Source organism: Curtobacterium sp. Arg-1 (assembly GCF_025643395.1).
Taxonomy (GTDB): Bacteria; Actinomycetota; Actinomycetes; order Actinomycetales; family Microbacteriaceae; genus Curtobacterium; species Curtobacterium poinsettiae.
Genome location: NZ_CP095731.1, coordinates 384855 through 399012 on the forward strand (window position 1 = coordinate 384855; position 14158 = coordinate 399012).

The window sequence follows — 14158 nt, forward strand, 5'->3', positions numbered from 1 at the left end:
CGGGGGTGACATCCCGGTCGCGAGCATCGGGGCATGACAGATCCCAGTGCTCCTGCTCCAGCTCCTGCCCCTGATCGGCGGTCGCGCCGGTCGTTCCGGTCGCTCCGCTCGCGGGTCGTCCGCCGTGTCGCCGCGGCCTGCGCCACGGTGACCGCGCTCGGCGTGCTCGCGGCGCCCGCCGTCCTGCCGTCCGGGTCGAGCGCCGCGGCTCTCGACTTCCCGTACGTCAACCAGTTCTCCAGCGCGTCCGGCGGCGCCCTGCACGGTGACGCCGCGGTGTCCGGCGGGCGGCTGCGGCTCACCGACGACGTCCTGAACCAGGCGGGAGCGTGGTCGACCAACGACACGTTCCCGTCCGACACCGGACTCGAGATCGAGTTCACCTACGCGATGTACACCGCGAAGGACGACCCCGGGGCCGACGGCCTGCTGCTGTACCTGGCCGACGGTGCCGCAGCACAGGGCGTCGGGTCCTTCGGTGCCGGCCTCGGGTACGCCTGCCGCAAGGAAGCGACCGAGGGCGGCGGGCGGCAGTGTGACCTGCCCGGCGTGCCCGGGGGCTTCGCAGCCGTCGCGATCGACCACTACGGCAACTTCTCGTCGCGCATCAACGGCTCCGGTCCGGGAGCGCAGCCCGACCACGTGGTGGTCCGCGGCTCGGGCAACGGGACAGAGGGGTACCGGTACGTCGCCGGTGCGACCGCTCCCGGTGGCACGGTGACCTCCGGCTCGACGCCCCGCACGGTCCGCATCACCCTGCTGCCCGACGACGACGGCGGGCTCTCCGTCACGGTGCGGCTGCAGGCAGGCTCGACCATGCGCACCGTCCTCGACTCGGTCCCGCTGCACGGCGACGGCCAGGCTCCGTTGCCCAGCACGCTGCGCCTGGGGTTCGCGGGGGCCACGGGCAGCCACGTCGACAAGCACGAGGTCGACGCGCTCCGCGTCTGGAAGCCGGCTGACCTGTCCGTCGAGCACGACCTGCCCACGACCGTGACGGCCGGTGAGTCGCTCCGCTACACCGTGACGGCGCGCAACCCCGGCCCGAACGCCGCCGACCCGAGCCCGCTGCAGGTCGACGTGCCCGACGGCGTCGAGGACGTCACCTGGACCTGCACCGCCGCCGAGGGTTCCGCCTGCGCAACCGGGTCGGGCACCGGCGACGTCGCGACCGACCTGTCCCTGCCCCGAGGGGGTTCGGCCGTCGTCACGGTCGAGGGCCGGGTGGCCGAGGGCACGTCCGGAACACTGGAGAGCGTGGCGACGATCGCCCCGCCGACCTCGTTGTCCGACACGAACGAGGCCGACAACACCTCGCGAGCGAGCACGACGGCGACGGCACCGGTCGTCGCGGCACACGTCGAGACCGACAAGTCGGTGTCGCCGTCGACCGTCCAGCCCGGCGACGAGGTCGAGTACCTCGTCACCGCCCGGAACCGGGGCCCGTCGGTGGCGCAGCAGGTCGGTGCGGTCGACGACCTGCCCGAGGCGATGCGGTTCGTGGGCTCCGACGACGGGTGCACCGCCGAGGGCCAGCGGGTGACCTGCAGCTCCGACGTGTCGCTGGACGTGGGCGAGACCCTGGACTTCCGGATCCGTGCCGCGCTCGATCCCGCGTACCGGGGCGACGGCTCCGACGTCGTGAACGTGGCCACCGCGACGTCGCCGACCGACCCGGACGGTGGTGACCCGTCCACCGGCGTCGCGATCGTCGTCGGCCCGGACGACGAGGCGCCGGAGCCGAGCCCTTCGCCCACCACCGGTCCGGTGCCGACGACCGGCCCCGCCACGGACGACGGGGACGGTGACGCCGGTGGTGACGGCCCCGCGCCGGACGGTCGCGACGACGGGGACAGCGGCGCCGGTGACCCCGCGGCCGGTCGTGGTCCGGGTGCCCCCGTCGGAGCCCTCGCCTACACGGGCGCCGAAGGACTCGGCCTCGCCGCGGCGCTCGCCGCAGTGGCCGCCGCGGTGGGCTCCGTGTGCTGGTGGCTCGCCCGACGTCGTGTCCGGCTGGGCGCCCCGGACGACGACCCGCAGCAGCCCTGACACCACGGGGACGGCACCGCAGGACGGTGTCGTCCCCGTGCAGGGGGGTGTGGACGTCCACAGGGGGTCGAGTCCGCTCCGGTCGGGCGCTCGCCACACCGGCGGTAGGATCGGATCCACGATCCGCATGCCCGAAAGAGGTCTCGTGTCCGACACCGTGGACGACGCCACCACCGTGGAAGAAGCGACCCAGCGCGCGCGGTACTGGCCGATCCCGATCCTCCGAGCGGTCCCCGCTGCGATCGTCGCGATGGTGATCACCTTCTCGACCAACCACGCCGCGGGCTACGGCCTGCTGCTCTTCGGCGGCTTCGCCCTGGTCGAGGGCCTCGTGCTCCTGTTCGCCGGGATCTCCCGACTGCCCCTCGACGGTCGTTCGCGTCGCACGACCCTGCTGCAGGCCGTCATCACCCTGCTCGCCGCCGTCGCCGCGATCGCGTGCAACGGCTTCGGGCTGCCGGCCTTCATCACGGTCATCGTCGCGTTCGCGGTGCTGACCGGAGCCCTCGAGCTGTCGCAGGGGCTCCGGGCCCGGCGGCGTTCGCCCTTCGCCCGCGACTGGACCACGATCGGCGGCCTCACGCTGCTGCTCGCGGTCGCCTTCCTCGTCACCCCGCCGGACTACTCCCAGCAGCTCGGTGGCGTGGAGAAGGTCACCGGCACCCTCGACGCCTCGATCGTGCTCGTCGGCCTGCTCGGCGCGTACCTCGCCATCACGGCCGTCTTCCACGTGATCGCCGGCCTCTCGCACAAGTGGGGCACGGCCACGCCGGCCGTCGCCCCGGACGGAGCACCACACGCATGACCACCCCCAGCCGTCGTGACCGTCTGCGCCCGGTCGAGCTCCTCGGGATCTCCGCGATCATCGCGGTGTTCACCGGGCTCGTCGTGCTGTTCTCGACGCGGGAACTGCAGCTGGCCGTGATCTTCCTCGGCGTCGCGTTCATCGTGGTGGTCGTCGTGCTCGCGATGCTGCAGCTCGCCTCGTCGAGTGACCAGGACGACAACGACATGCTCGGCGGACACAAGACGCCGGCCGAGGGCGACGGCGACGACTTCCACTGACGGCAGGCGGTTGCCGCAGCGGTGACCGCCCTCTGACGTCTCCGAGCGGACACGCCCGAGATCACGAATCCGCCACGGTCCTGTCAGGATCGCGGGTCCTGCCGACACCTCTGAGTGAAGGAGGTGGGATGTGGACGTGACGACCGGCACCGACACGGACGAAGGACTCGTCCGTGCAATGGCACAGGGAGACACCGGCGCGCTTGCCCGCGCGTTCGACCGGTACGCCGCCACCCTCACCCGCTACGCGTGGGCGCTCGTCGACGACCGGTCCGACGTCGAGGAGATCGTGCAGGACGCGTTCCTGACGCTCTGGCAGCGCGCCGCGACCCTCGAGCTGCCGGCGGACACGGTGCTGCCGTGGCTGCTCGTCGTGTGCCGCAACCACGCCTTCAACACCGGGCGCAAGCAGGCCCGGCGCCGCACGGACGAGCTCCCGGAGCACCTCGCCTCGCCCGCCGACCACGACGAGGCCCGCGAGACCCTGCGCTGGGTCCGCGCCGAGATCGCCGCGCTCCCGGACCTCGACCGCCGCATCTGCGAGCTCTGCCTGCTCGAGGGGCACTCGTACGCCGAGGCCGCCGAACTCCTCGGACTCACGGTCGGCGCGGTCACCCAGCGGGTGTCCCGCAACCGTCGACGACTCAAGAAGGTGGTGATGCACGATGAACACTGAGCCTCCGCAGGGAGACGACCTGCAGCGCATGCTCGTCTCGATGAAGCAGAACGTCCTCGAGCGTGCCACCCCGCTCCCAAAGCGTCGTCGTGGCCGGTCCGGGATCGTCATCGGTGTCGTCGCGCTGCTCGCCGTCGGCACCGCGACCGGCGCCGTCGCCCTGACGCTGTCGCAGCAGAACGCCGACCCGGTCGCCGCTCCCACCCAGACCCGGCAGCCCGAGCCCGCGCCGTCCTCCACGACGCCGAGCTCCGCCCCGATCACGGGTGCCCCCGTCCCGAAGCCCACCCCGACGTCGACACCGACCCCCGCAGCGGCGACCATCCCCACGGACTGTCGCGCGCTGGTCCCCGCCGAGGACTACGACCGCTTCTTCGGTGACACCCCGCTGACGCAGGCCGACCCACCGTCGGGTACCGATCGAGTGCCGGACGGTCAGGACCCGGCGGGCACCCAGTCGAAGGTCTCCTGCTCGTGGCGTGACCCGCGTGCGGACGTGTCCGGGATCGAGGTCCGGGCCGGGACCGCCACCGAGGCGACCATCCAGCGGGAGATCGAGGAGTTCCCCGCGTACGACGGCGGCGGGACCTGCACGGAGCGTGACGGCGGAACCTTCTGCCAGTCCCGCGGGATCGTCGAGCCGTACGGCGTCGAGAAGGCCTACACGTACTTCGCCCGCGGTGACACCTGGATCACCATCGAACAGACCAACGTCCCGACCGACGGGCTCCTGCCCGCCCTCATCGCGACGTTCTGGGGGGACTGACGGCCCGGAGGCACGTGGCGGACCCGACCCGTGCCTCCAGTCCGTCGGTGGTCAGATCGTGAGCAGGAACGGTCGCCTCGCGCACCGCGACGCGACCGTTCCTGCTCACGAAGCACACCGAGCGCGCCCAGCGTCACCCCACCCGCGCCGCCACGATGTCGCGCGCCAGCGTCCGGACCGCGCGGCTCGGCTCCGGGGACGTCCGGACCGCCAGGCCGATGCGGAGCGGGTCGACCTCGTCCTCCAGGTCGAGCACCGCCCCGTCGTACCGCACGCCCGAGTCCGGCACGACCCCGACGCCGAGCCCGGCCGAGGCGAACCGGATCACGGCGGGCATGTCGTTCATCTCCGCGACGATGCGCCGACGGATGCCGAGTCGCTCGAGTGCTCCGTCGAGGATGATCCGGTTGCCGAACCCGTGTGCCGTGTCGACGAAGGGCTCGTCGGCGAGTTCGGCCAGCGACACCGACGACCGGCCGGCGAGCGGGTGGTCCGACGCGGTGAACACCCGGAACGGCATCTCCCGCAACGGCTCCACGACGACGCCGGCGGGCACGGTGGGCAGGCCCGTGTAGGCGATGTCGAGCCGCCCGGCGACCAGGTCCTGCACGAGCCCGGTCGTCCCCGACGGCGAGGTCATCAGTTCGACGGCGACGAGCGGGTGCTGGCGTCGGAACCGCTGCAGGACGCCCGTCAGGTCGACGATGTCCATGCTCGTGAAGATGCCCAGCCGCACCCGTCCTCGCAGGTCGGCGTCGTCGGCGGTGGCCAGGTCGCGCATCCGGTCCAGGGACTCGAGCACCGCACGGGCGTGGGGGAGCAGGTCCTCGCCGGCGGGTGTCAGGACGAGCTGTCGGCCGGTGCGGTCGAACAGCCGCACGCCGAAGCTGCGCTCGAGCGAGGCGATGCCCGCGGACACCGTTGACTGCGCGGCCCAGAGCCGTTCGGCGGCGCGGGTGACACTGCCCTCGGCGGCGACGGTGACGAACTGTTCGAGCAGCCGGGTCTCCATCGTCTGAGTATCGAGCAGATCGATCACTGACATCAAGGGCATCCGTTGGACTCGATGCACCGCGCACGCGATCATCAGAGCATGTCAACCGTCACCGAGACCCCGACGGGTACCGTCCCCGCCACCAGCGCCGCGCCCGCATCGGCGAGCGACCGCGTCGTCGCGCCGCGCGGACGCCGTGTCCACACCCGTCGGCGTCACGGCTTCGGCTTCTGGGTCGTCGCGTTCGCGTTCCTCGCGGTGATGGCCTTCGCGACCGTCCCCGCGCCGCTCTACGTCATCTACCAGGCCCGCGACGGGTTCCCGACGTTCACCACGACGGTGATCTTCGCCGCGTACGGGGTGGGGGTCGTCGGGTCGCTGTACCTGGCGGGGCACCTCAGTGACGTGCACGGGCGGCGGCCACTCATCCTGGTGTCGATCGCGCTCGAGCTCGTCGCCGCCGTGCTGTTCCTGCTCTGGAACGACGTCACCGGCCTCATCGTCGCCCGGCTCGTGACCGGCCTCGGCGTCGGGACGCTGACGGCGACCGCGACGGCGCACCTCGGTGAACTCCGGGTCCGGGCGACCGGGTCGAGCGACTCCGCGAAGGGTGCGAGCGTCGCCGCTGGGGCCGTGAACCTCGGTGGGCTGTCGCTCGGCGCCCTGGTCGGTGGAGCCCTCGCCGAGTTCGTCGGGCAGCCGCTCATGGTCCCCTACGTGGTGTTCGTCATCGCGCTGGCGGTCGCGTTCGTGCTGGTGCTCGCCGCACCGGAGACGGTCGACCGCCCCGAGCAGCCCGTGGCCTACCGACCGCAGCGCATGCAGGCTCCCGAGGGGCAGGGTGCCGCGTTCTGGGCCGCCGGGGCAGCCGCCTTCGCCGCACTCGCCGTGCAGGGGCTCTTCACCTCGGTCGCGCCGAGCTTCCTCGGTACCACCTTCCACGTCACCGACCGCCTGGCCGCCGGCGCCACGACCTTCGGGGTCTTCGCCGCGAGCGCGTTGTCGCAGATCGTCTTCGCCCGACTGTCGCAGCGGGCGCAGATCCGGCTCGGCATGGTGCTGCTGGTCGTCGGGCTGGTCGTCCTGGCCGTCGCCGCGGTGCTGCTGCAGGTCGCCGGGTTCATCGGCGGCGGGGTCGTCGCGGGTGCCGGCGTCGGCCTGCTGTTCCGTGCCGCGATCGGCAGTGCCGCAGCACTCGTCGGACCGGAGCGTCGGGGTGGCGTGCTCGCAGCCACGTTCCTCATCGCGTACGCCGGGCTCACCGTGCCGGTCGTGGCCGTCGGGGCAGCGCTGCTGGTGATCCCGACGCTGCCCGTCCTGATCGGGTACGTGGTGCTCGTCGCCGTCCTGGCCGTCGTCGCCGGCACCCGGCTGGCCGCGCGCGCCTGACGGCGGGCGGGCTTGGCGTCCGCCTCCCGCACCCGGAACCGGGTTCCGTCCTCCGTGAGCCGGCCTGGAGGCGCGACCCACCTCCGGCATACTGGGCGCGTGTCCCAGAACCGCAACCGTCCCGTGATCACGGGGATCGCGGCCGTGGTGGCCGCGGGTCTCCTCGCCGGCGGGCTGTTCCTGACGGCACGGCAGGGCGCGGACGACCCGACCATCGACGTCGGCTCGGCCGCGCGGACGCCGAGCGACGCGTCGACCGCCACCGGCGACGGCACCGTCACGATCACCCGCACGGGGCCGGACCTGCCCGGGTCCGCCGCCCTGGCGCGGTGCGACAGCACCACCCAGGCCGCGGTCGCGCAGTACGAGACCCAGGCCCTGGGCCGCGTCACCCTGCAGTGCGGCACCGCGGCCCAGGGGTACGAGCACATCCGGGTGCGCCACACCGCTGACTGGCGCGACGTCGTCACCGGGCACGGCTCGCGCGACTGGGACGACGCCATGCTCACGGCGGTGCAGACCGCGCTCGAGGACCCCCGCCCCGGGTTCCCGCTCGACGCCGGCGACGGCAAGGTCTGCTACGCCGCACCCGTCCGGTTCGACGACGGTTCGCGCCCCGACGACGAGCCCTGGGTGAAGGTGATCGTCTCGGCCACCACCGACCGGGTGATCACGGCGTACCCCACGCGCACCGACGACTGCTGACCCGGCACCCGCGGACACCCGTTCTGCGACAGACCACGCGTCGATCACCTGGTGGATCGTCGCGGAACCGGGGCGCTGACGCCCGCACGCCCGAGCGCGGGACCCTACGCGTGCACCTCGTACTCGTGCCGCCGGTGCGACACCGGCTCCAACTGGAAGGTCGAGTGCTCCACCGGCACGTCGAAGTGCTCCGCCACACACCGCTGCAGCTCGTCGAGGATCGCGGGGGCGTGCGCCGTCGAGAAGCAGTGGTCGTCCACGACCACGTGCGCGGTCAGGTTCGGTACCCCGGTCGCCACGAGCGTCGCGTGCAGGTCGTGCACCGCGATGACGTGGTCGAGCTCGAGGATGTGGCCGCGCACGTCGTCGAGGTCGAGCCCCGGCGGCGTCGACTCGAGCAGCACGTTCGCGGTCTCACGCAGCAGCCGGATCGCCCGCGGCAGGATGAGCAGACCGATCAGGATCGCGGCGACGGAGTCCGCACGCTCCCACCCGGTCAGCATGAGCACGATCGCCGCGATGATGACGGCGACCGACCCGAGTGTGTCGTTGAGGACCTCGAGCCGGGCGGCCCGCGAGGTGAACCCCTCGCCCGATGCCCGCAGCAGCACCGCGTAGGCCACCAGGTTGCCGACGAGGCCGACGATGCCGAACACGAGCAGCGGCCCGGAGTGGATCTCCTCCGGCACGACGAGCCGCTGGGCCGCCGAGATGATCACGTAGACCCCGACGGCGAGCAGGATGGCGGCCTGTGCGGTGGCCCCGAGGACCTCGGCCCGCTGGAAGCCCCAGGTGCGCTGCGCGGTCGGGGACCGGCGGGCGAGCCGCGTCGCGACGAGCCCGATGCCGAGTCCGCCGGTGTCGACGACCATGTGCCCGGCGTCGACGAGCAGCGCGAGCGAACCGGTGACCACGGCGCCGACGACCTCGGCCAGCAGGATGCCCGCCGAGATGCAGAACGCGATGAGCAGGGCGCGCTCCGAGGCGTGCCCGACGCCGTGCCCGTGGTCGTGTCCCATGTGCGACATCGTAGGGATCCGCACCGACGACATGCCAGGATCGAACCGTGAGCCGGTCGCGCTGCGCCTGGTCCCCACGCGTGTGACGGTCCGAGCGCTGGGACGTGAGGTGACGCAGGCTCGCAGGCTCGCCCGGCGCGGCCCGCGCAACGCTGGCGCGTTGCCGTTGAGCGGCCCGCGCCCGGCCCTGATCGCACCGCGTGTGACGCTCGTGGAACGATTCGATGACGAAGCCGACCTGCAGCGCGTGTCCCTGGTGCTCGCGGCACCGGTGGTCGGCACGCTGTACCGGTACGAGGGGGCGTTCCGGTACGAGATCGCGCCGGACACAGAACGGGGATGAGATGAGCGACCAGAAGGGCCGCGTCGTGATCGCGGGAGCGAGCGGCTTCGTGGGGCAGTACCTGCGGGACGCCTTCACGGAAGAGGGCTACCAGGTCGTCACGATCGGGCGGACCGGCGACGCCGTGTGGGGCAACACCATGCGCATCCGGGAACTCGTCGACGGCGCCGCCATCGTCGTGAACATGGCGGGCAAGAGCGTCAACTGCCGGTACGGCCGACGCAACCGCGCCGAGATCATGCGCTCGCGGGTGGACACCACGCTCGAGCTCGCCGAGGCCATCCGGACGTCCGAGCACCCGACGCCGCTGTGGTTGAACGCCTCGACCGCGACGATCTACCGGCACGCCGACGACCGCCCGCAGGACGAAGCGACGGGGGAGATCGGCGAGGGGTTCTCGGTCTCGGTGGCGCGCGCGTGGGAGGACGCCTTCTTCGGCGCCGACCTGCCCGGCACCCGTCGTGTGGCACTCCGGATGGCGATCGTGTTCGGCGACGGCAGCGCCCTGCTGCCGCTCCTCCGGCTCGCCCAGGCCGGCCTCGGTGGGCCGCAGTACGACGCGCCGTGGGTGCCGACCCGATCCCGGCTCCGCGCCGGCACCTACCACCACCACCGGCCCACCCACGGTCGGCAGCGGTTCAGCTGGGTGCACATCGCCGACGTCCTCGGGTCGATCCGGTTCCTCCGCGACCACCCGGAGATCGAGGGGCCGGTGAACGTGGCGAGCCCGAACCCGTCCGACAACCGAACCGTCATGGCGACCATCCGCGACGCCGTCGGGCGCCGGTTCGGGGTGCCGACGTTCCGGTGGATGCTCGAGCTCGGGTCGTTCGTGATCCGCACCGAGACCGAACTCGTGCTGAAGAGCCGGTGGGTGGTGCCGACCCGGCTGACCGAGGCCGGCTACGAGTTCCGCTACCCGCACCTGCGTGGGGCGCTCGCCGGGATCATCGCGGAGCGTCGCCAGCACCGGGGCTGAGCACCGGGACCGGGACCCCGTCGATCGGGGCCGGGGCCGGGGCCGGGGCCGGTGCCGGGGCCGGGGCTGGCGCCGGGTACGCTCCCGGCCGTGGCCCGCGGGCCGGGCGCGACGACCACAGCACGGCGGCCACGACGACCGCGCCGGCGAGCACCTCGACCAGATCGGGCACCTCGCCGAAGGCCGCCCACGACGCGAGCACCCCGACCACCGGCACGAGCATCGAGAACGGTGCGACCGTGCTCGACGGGTAGGCCGCCAGTAGCCGTGACCAGATGCCGTAGCCCACCAGGGTGGCGACGACCACGATGTACAACAGGCCCAGGTCAGCGGGCAGCGCGGCCGCCGTGAACGCCGAACCGAGTGCGGTGCCGATGCGGTCCGGCCCCTCGACCACGAGCGACAGCACAACCATCGGGACCGGTGGCACGACGGACCACCACAGGGTCAGGTGCAGCGGGTTCGCGGCTCCCGCTCGTCGGGTCGCGACGTTGCCGATCGCCCACCCGAGCGCACCGCACAGTGCGAGCACGACCGGCAGCAGCGCGGCGGTCTGCGAGCGGTGCAGGGCGATCGCGGCGAGGGCGGCCACGGCGACGGTGACCCCGACGACCTGCCGTCCGGTCAGCCGCTCGCGCAGGAACACCCCGGCCAGCACCACCGTGAACGGCGCGGAGGCCTGCAGCACCAGCGAGGCGAGCCCCGACGGCATGCCGGACGCCATGCTGAGGTACAGGAACGAGAACTGCAGCACCCCGAGCCCCAGGCCGACGAGCAGCAGCCGCCCGAACGGGATCCGGGGCCGCGGCACGAACAGCAGCGTCGGGACCGCCAGGATCGTGAACCGCAGCGCTGCGAGCAGGAACGGCGGGAAGTGCTCGAGCGCGAGTGCCGTCGCGGGGAAGTTCAGTCCCCAGACCACGGCGACGACGACGGCGAGGAGGCGGTCTCGGGCGGTCATGCTCCTCATCGTCCCGGGCACGACGTTGTAGGTCCATCGAAACCTTCGCGAACCACGATGTAGGGTCCCTGCATGGTCGACTTCGACGTGCAGCTGCTGGCGGTCCTGCGGGAGCTCGCCGAGCGGGGGAGTGTCACCGCCGTCGCCGAGGCCACCCACCGCACACCGAGCGCCGTCTCCCAGCAGCTGCAGACCCTGCAACGGCAGGTCGGGGTCCCGCTGGTCGAACGCGTCGGCCGCGGGGTCCGGCTGACCCCGCACGGCGAGGTGCTCGCCGGCCTGGCGTCCGGGGTCGCCACCGCCATCGCGCGGGTGGACGCGGCCTGGCAGGAGCACCTGGGCGGGACGACCGGACCGGTGTCGCTGGCGATCTTCCCGTCGGCGGCGGAACTGCTGCTGCCCGGCGTGCTCACCCGGATGCAGGCGCACCCGGGCATCGCGTTGACCCTGGTCGACGTGGACGTCAGCGAGGGGGAGTTCGCACCGCTCGCCGCGGACCACGACGTGGTCGTCGGGCACCGGTCGGACGGCGTCCGACCGGCCGACCAAGGATCGGTGGAGACCGTCCCGCTGCTCAGGGAGCCCCTCGACGTGGCCCTGCCACCAGGCCACGCCCTGGCCGGCCGCGCGCGCGTGGGCATCGACGAGGTCGTCGGGGAGACGTGGATCGGCGTCCCGGAGGGGTACCCGATCGACCGGGTCCTGCACGCCATGGCCGCGGCGACGGACACCCCGCCGAGCGTCGCGTTCCGCACGATCCACCTGCCGCTCATCGAGAACCTGGTGGCCGCCGGGCACGGCATCGCGCTCGTCCCGCGGTACACGACGGGCACGCGGGCCGCCGGCCGCTTCCACCTGGCCGAGCTCGCCGACGTCCGTGCCGGACGCCGCATCGAGGCACTCGTCCGCCCCGACCGTGCCGTCCGTCCCGTGGTGCGCACCGTCCTGGAGGCCCTGGTCGCCGTCGCCCTGGACGTCACCACCTGAGACGGTTGCGCCCACTGCCGGGCGCACGCCGTGCCTCCAGGCCGTGGGCGGCCACGGCCGGGCCGCGGCAGACGCGCTTCTGTGGCGGCGTGACCGCGTCAGCGCACCTGGAACGGGGTGCCGAGCGGCAGGCGCTCCGCCAGCGCGGTGATGTCGTCGTTGTGCATGCGGATGCAGCCGTGCGAGGCGGCGGTGCCGATGCTCGACGTGTCGTCGGTGCCGTGCAGCCCGATCTGTCCGGGGCCGCCGCCGAACGAGTTGAGCACGTCCGAGAACGCCGTCGTGCCGTACGCGTACGGGCCGTAGCCCTCGTTCGTCGGCGCGAGCAGCTCGGTCAGGGCGAACCGACCGGTCGGCGACGGGGTGCCACCGGTGCCGGTGGCGACGGGGTAGCTGTCGACGACCTTGCCGGCCTTGTACAGGTCGAGGGTGTTCGTCGAACGGGTGACGACGATCGCGTACGGGTCCTCGGTCAGGGTGACGGCGCTGGTCGGCACCCAGCCGGTGCTGCCGTTCGGGCGCTGTGCGAGCTGCACCTCCGCCCAGCCGTCCTGCTGGTCGACGACCCGGAAGACGAGCGGGGCTCCGGACGCCTGCGGGTTCTCGAGGGTCTGTGTCGCCGTGCCGCCCGCGCTCGCGCTGACCGGGACGGACGCGCCGGTGACGGCGGCGACGGTGGTGCTGACCGGGGCGTCGACCGCGTCGACGGGTGCTGCCGACCGGGTCGGCTCCGGTGTCGTCGTGGGGGTGGGCGTCGGTGCCGCGACGGACCGGGTCGGTGTCGGGGCGGGCGCGGTTGACAGGGGGCCGAGCGCGACGAACGCGACGGCCCCCGCACAGACGACGGCCACGGCGGCGGCGATCACAGTCGCACGCCGCCGTGGCTCGGTCGGGAGGATCGGCAAGATCAGCCCGTGAAGGTCGCCGTTCCGGGCACCGGGACGGCAACCGGAGCCGTGCCCGGGTCACCGGCGGCGGCCGGGTCGGCGATGAAGGAGCCGTCGGCCGAAGCGGTCTGGCTCGAGGATCGGCCTTCGAGCGTGGCGGTGTACGCGCCGGCGCTCACGGCACCCTCGGGCAGGACCACCACGACGACGACGTCGCCCTCATCGTCCGCCACCGAAGCATTGGTGCGGATCGAGTAGGTCTCGCCGCCCTGCGTGACGGTCGCCGCGACGGACTCGTTCGGGGCGAAGCCTGCACCCGTCACCTGGAATCCGGTGAGGGTCTGCGAAACGCGCAAGGACGTCGGCGCGTCGGCGGTCGCGGTGGGCTGCGGCGTGAAGTACGTCGTGGTGTCGTCGACGCGGAGCGCGGAGATCGAACCGCTGGCGTCGGCGGCGAGGGCCTGGCCGTTGACCTCGAGCGGCGAGGCGAGGCTCTTCAGCTCGGTGCCGGGCACCTCGGCGGTCGGAGCCGGAGCGCCGTTCACGGTCGGGGCCGGGGTGGGCTGGTCGGTCGGGGCCGGCGTCTCGGTGGGCTCGGTCGGCGGAGTGGTGATCTCGCCGGCGATGTCGAGGCCGACGTACACGACGTAGCCGACGACCTCGGCGTCCGCGTCACGCAGGTCGGCGGCGAGCTCGGCCGACGACTCGACGTCACCGGTGGAGGGGTCGATCCAGTTCTTGGTGCCGTCGACGCTCGCGCCGCCATCCGTGACGGGCTCGTCGGTGGCGAAGACCACGGACTGCGCGGTGGAGTCGCCGCCTGCCTGCACGGCGAGACCGAACGACGTCGCCCCGGTCGTCGTCATGCTGATGCCGGAAGCGAGGGCCGGGACGGCGCTCGGGGCCACGGGCTTGTTCAGGCCACGGATCAGTGCAACGGCTTCGCCCTCGGAGACCGACAGGCCGTCCTCGTCGATCGTGGCGTGGTCGGTGATCGTGCCACCGCCGCCCACGTCGGTGATGTCCGCCCAGTACCACTGGTCGGTCAGCGGGAACGTGCCGGTCGGCGCGGCCGTGAAGTCGTCGGCCGAGTCGGTCCAGGTGACGATGGCCGAAGCGGAGCCGTCCGTTGACAGGGCGGTCGAGACCGTCGGGACGAGGGCGGCGGAGACGCCGAGCACGGTGGCGCCGACGGCGGCCGCGGTGATGCGAGAACGAAGCACGGTGTGGAGATCCATCCGGTCAGTGGACAGGGTGCATCCACTGCGACGCCCCCCGTGCTGAGATGTACTCAGCAGCTCCAACCTATCGAACCGCTCAGGTTTCCGCATCCCCCAG

At 72.9% G+C, this 14158-nt stretch carries 15 protein-coding genes; 10 read left to right on the forward strand and 5 right to left on the reverse strand.

Going from position 1 to position 14158, the window contains the following annotated elements:
- Positions 1-33: 33 nt before the first annotated feature.
- The 5 genes from MXD64_RS01925 to MXD64_RS01945 all read left to right on the forward strand — a co-directional run bounded on the left by MXD64_RS01925 (position 34) and on the right by MXD64_RS01945 (position 4556).
- Positions 34-2049 (forward strand): lectin-like domain-containing protein, encoded by a 2016-nt coding sequence (locus MXD64_RS01925; protein WP_139179715.1) that lies wholly within the window; start codon positions 34-36, stop codon positions 2047-2049.
- Between the two features lie 145 nt (positions 2050-2194).
- Positions 2195-2854 carry a DUF308 domain-containing protein gene (locus MXD64_RS01930; protein ID WP_017886490.1) on the forward strand — a complete coding sequence of 220 codons (660 nt, stop codon included), beginning with the start codon at positions 2195-2197 and terminating at the stop codon, positions 2852-2854.
- Positions 2851-3114, forward strand: a complete 264-nt coding sequence (locus tag MXD64_RS01935; RefSeq protein ID WP_017886489.1) for a hypothetical protein — start codon at positions 2851-2853, stop codon at positions 3112-3114. The genes MXD64_RS01930 and MXD64_RS01935 overlap by 4 nt, the downstream gene beginning before the upstream one ends.
- A gap of 136 nt (positions 3115-3250) precedes the next feature.
- Positions 3251-3790, forward strand: a complete 540-nt coding sequence (locus tag MXD64_RS01940) for an RNA polymerase sigma factor (protein WP_017886488.1) — start codon at positions 3251-3253, stop codon at positions 3788-3790.
- On the forward strand, positions 3780-4556 hold the full coding sequence (locus MXD64_RS01945) for a hypothetical protein (protein WP_262118319.1): 777 nt from the start codon (positions 3780-3782) through the stop codon (positions 4554-4556). The genes MXD64_RS01940 and MXD64_RS01945 overlap by 11 nt, the downstream gene beginning before the upstream one ends.
- A gap of 133 nt (positions 4557-4689) precedes the next feature.
- Here the strand turns inward: MXD64_RS01945 and MXD64_RS01950 are convergent, their stop codons facing one another.
- Positions 4690-5601 (reverse strand): LysR family transcriptional regulator, encoded by a 912-nt coding sequence (locus MXD64_RS01950; protein WP_161598078.1) that lies wholly within the window; start codon positions 5599-5601, stop codon positions 4690-4692.
- Positions 5602-5649: 48 nt separating this feature from the next.
- Here MXD64_RS01950 and MXD64_RS01955 point away from each other — a divergent pair, with 48 nt between their 5' ends.
- Both MXD64_RS01955 and MXD64_RS01960 read left to right on the forward strand, forming a co-directional pair.
- A complete protein-coding gene (locus MXD64_RS01955; protein WP_259575594.1) occupies positions 5650-6939 on the forward strand; it encodes an MFS transporter in 1290 nt (429 codons plus the stop codon).
- 99 nt (positions 6940-7038) lie between these two features.
- Entirely contained in the window at positions 7039-7644 is a 606-nt protein-coding gene (locus tag MXD64_RS01960) for a hypothetical protein (protein WP_140448232.1), read from the forward strand.
- Between the two features lie 104 nt (positions 7645-7748).
- Here the strand turns inward: MXD64_RS01960 and MXD64_RS01965 are convergent, their stop codons facing one another.
- Positions 7749-8663, reverse strand: coding sequence for a cation diffusion facilitator family transporter (locus tag MXD64_RS01965; RefSeq protein ID WP_017886484.1), 915 nt, complete (start codon positions 8661-8663; stop codon positions 7749-7751).
- Between the two features lie 211 nt (positions 8664-8874).
- Between MXD64_RS01965 and MXD64_RS17810 the strand changes: the two genes are divergently transcribed.
- Positions 8875-9006: a hypothetical protein gene (locus MXD64_RS17810; protein WP_374101215.1), complete on the forward strand. Its 132-nt coding sequence runs from the start codon at positions 8875-8877 to the stop codon at positions 9004-9006.
- Position 9007: 1 nt separating this feature from the next.
- Positions 9008-9985 carry an epimerase gene (locus MXD64_RS01975; protein ID WP_263137067.1) on the forward strand — a complete coding sequence of 326 codons (978 nt, stop codon included), beginning with the start codon at positions 9008-9010 and terminating at the stop codon, positions 9983-9985.
- Here the strand turns inward: MXD64_RS01975 and MXD64_RS01980 are convergent.
- Positions 9954-10946, reverse strand: a complete 993-nt coding sequence (locus MXD64_RS01980; RefSeq protein ID WP_214585107.1) for an EamA family transporter — start codon at positions 10944-10946, stop codon at positions 9954-9956. The genes MXD64_RS01975 and MXD64_RS01980 overlap by 32 nt on opposite strands.
- A 72-nt stretch (positions 10947-11018) precedes the next feature.
- On the opposite strand from MXD64_RS01980, the gene MXD64_RS01985 reads away from it, so the two are divergent.
- Entirely contained in the window at positions 11019-11933 is a 915-nt protein-coding gene (locus MXD64_RS01985) for a LysR family transcriptional regulator (protein WP_140448236.1), read from the forward strand.
- 98 nt (positions 11934-12031) lie between these two features.
- Here the strand turns inward: MXD64_RS01985 and MXD64_RS01990 are convergent, their stop codons facing one another.
- Together MXD64_RS01990 and MXD64_RS01995 are read right to left on the reverse strand one after the other, a co-directional pair.
- Positions 12032-12838, reverse strand: coding sequence for a L,D-transpeptidase family protein (locus tag MXD64_RS01990; protein ID WP_263137068.1), 807 nt, complete (start codon positions 12836-12838; stop codon positions 12032-12034).
- Positions 12839-12840: 2 nt separating this feature from the next.
- Entirely contained in the window at positions 12841-14058 is a 1218-nt protein-coding gene (locus MXD64_RS01995) for a hypothetical protein (protein ID WP_017886478.1), read from the reverse strand.
- Between the last annotated feature and the right edge of the window lie 100 nt (positions 14059-14158).

Coding starts and splice junctions, on each gene's coding strand:
- MXD64_RS01925 (WP_139179715.1), top strand. CDS start 34: ATGACAGATCCCAGTGCTCCTGCTCCAGCTCCTGCCCCTGATCGGCGG.
- MXD64_RS01935 (WP_017886489.1), top strand. CDS start 2,851: ATGACCACCCCCAGCCGTCGTGACCGTCTGCGCCCGGTCGAGCTCCTC.
- MXD64_RS01945 (WP_262118319.1), top strand. CDS start 3,780: ATGAACACTGAGCCTCCGCAGGGAGACGACCTGCAGCGCATGCTCGTC.
- MXD64_RS01950 (WP_161598078.1), bottom strand. CDS start 5,601: ATGTCAGTGATCGATCTGCTCGATACTCAGACGATGGAGACCCGGCTG.
- MXD64_RS01955 (WP_259575594.1), top strand. CDS start 5,650: ATGTCAACCGTCACCGAGACCCCGACGGGTACCGTCCCCGCCACCAGC.
- MXD64_RS01965 (WP_017886484.1), bottom strand. CDS start 8,663: ATGGGACACGACCACGGGCACGGCGTCGGGCACGCCTCGGAGCGCGCC.
- MXD64_RS01975 (WP_263137067.1), top strand. CDS start 9,008: ATGAGCGACCAGAAGGGCCGCGTCGTGATCGCGGGAGCGAGCGGCTTC.
- MXD64_RS01980 (WP_214585107.1), bottom strand. CDS start 10,946: ATGACCGCCCGAGACCGCCTCCTCGCCGTCGTCGTCGCCGTGGTCTGG.
- MXD64_RS01985 (WP_140448236.1), top strand. CDS start 11,019: ATGGTCGACTTCGACGTGCAGCTGCTGGCGGTCCTGCGGGAGCTCGCC.
- MXD64_RS01995 (WP_017886478.1), bottom strand. CDS start 14,058: ATGGATCTCCACACCGTGCTTCGTTCTCGCATCACCGCGGCCGCCGTC.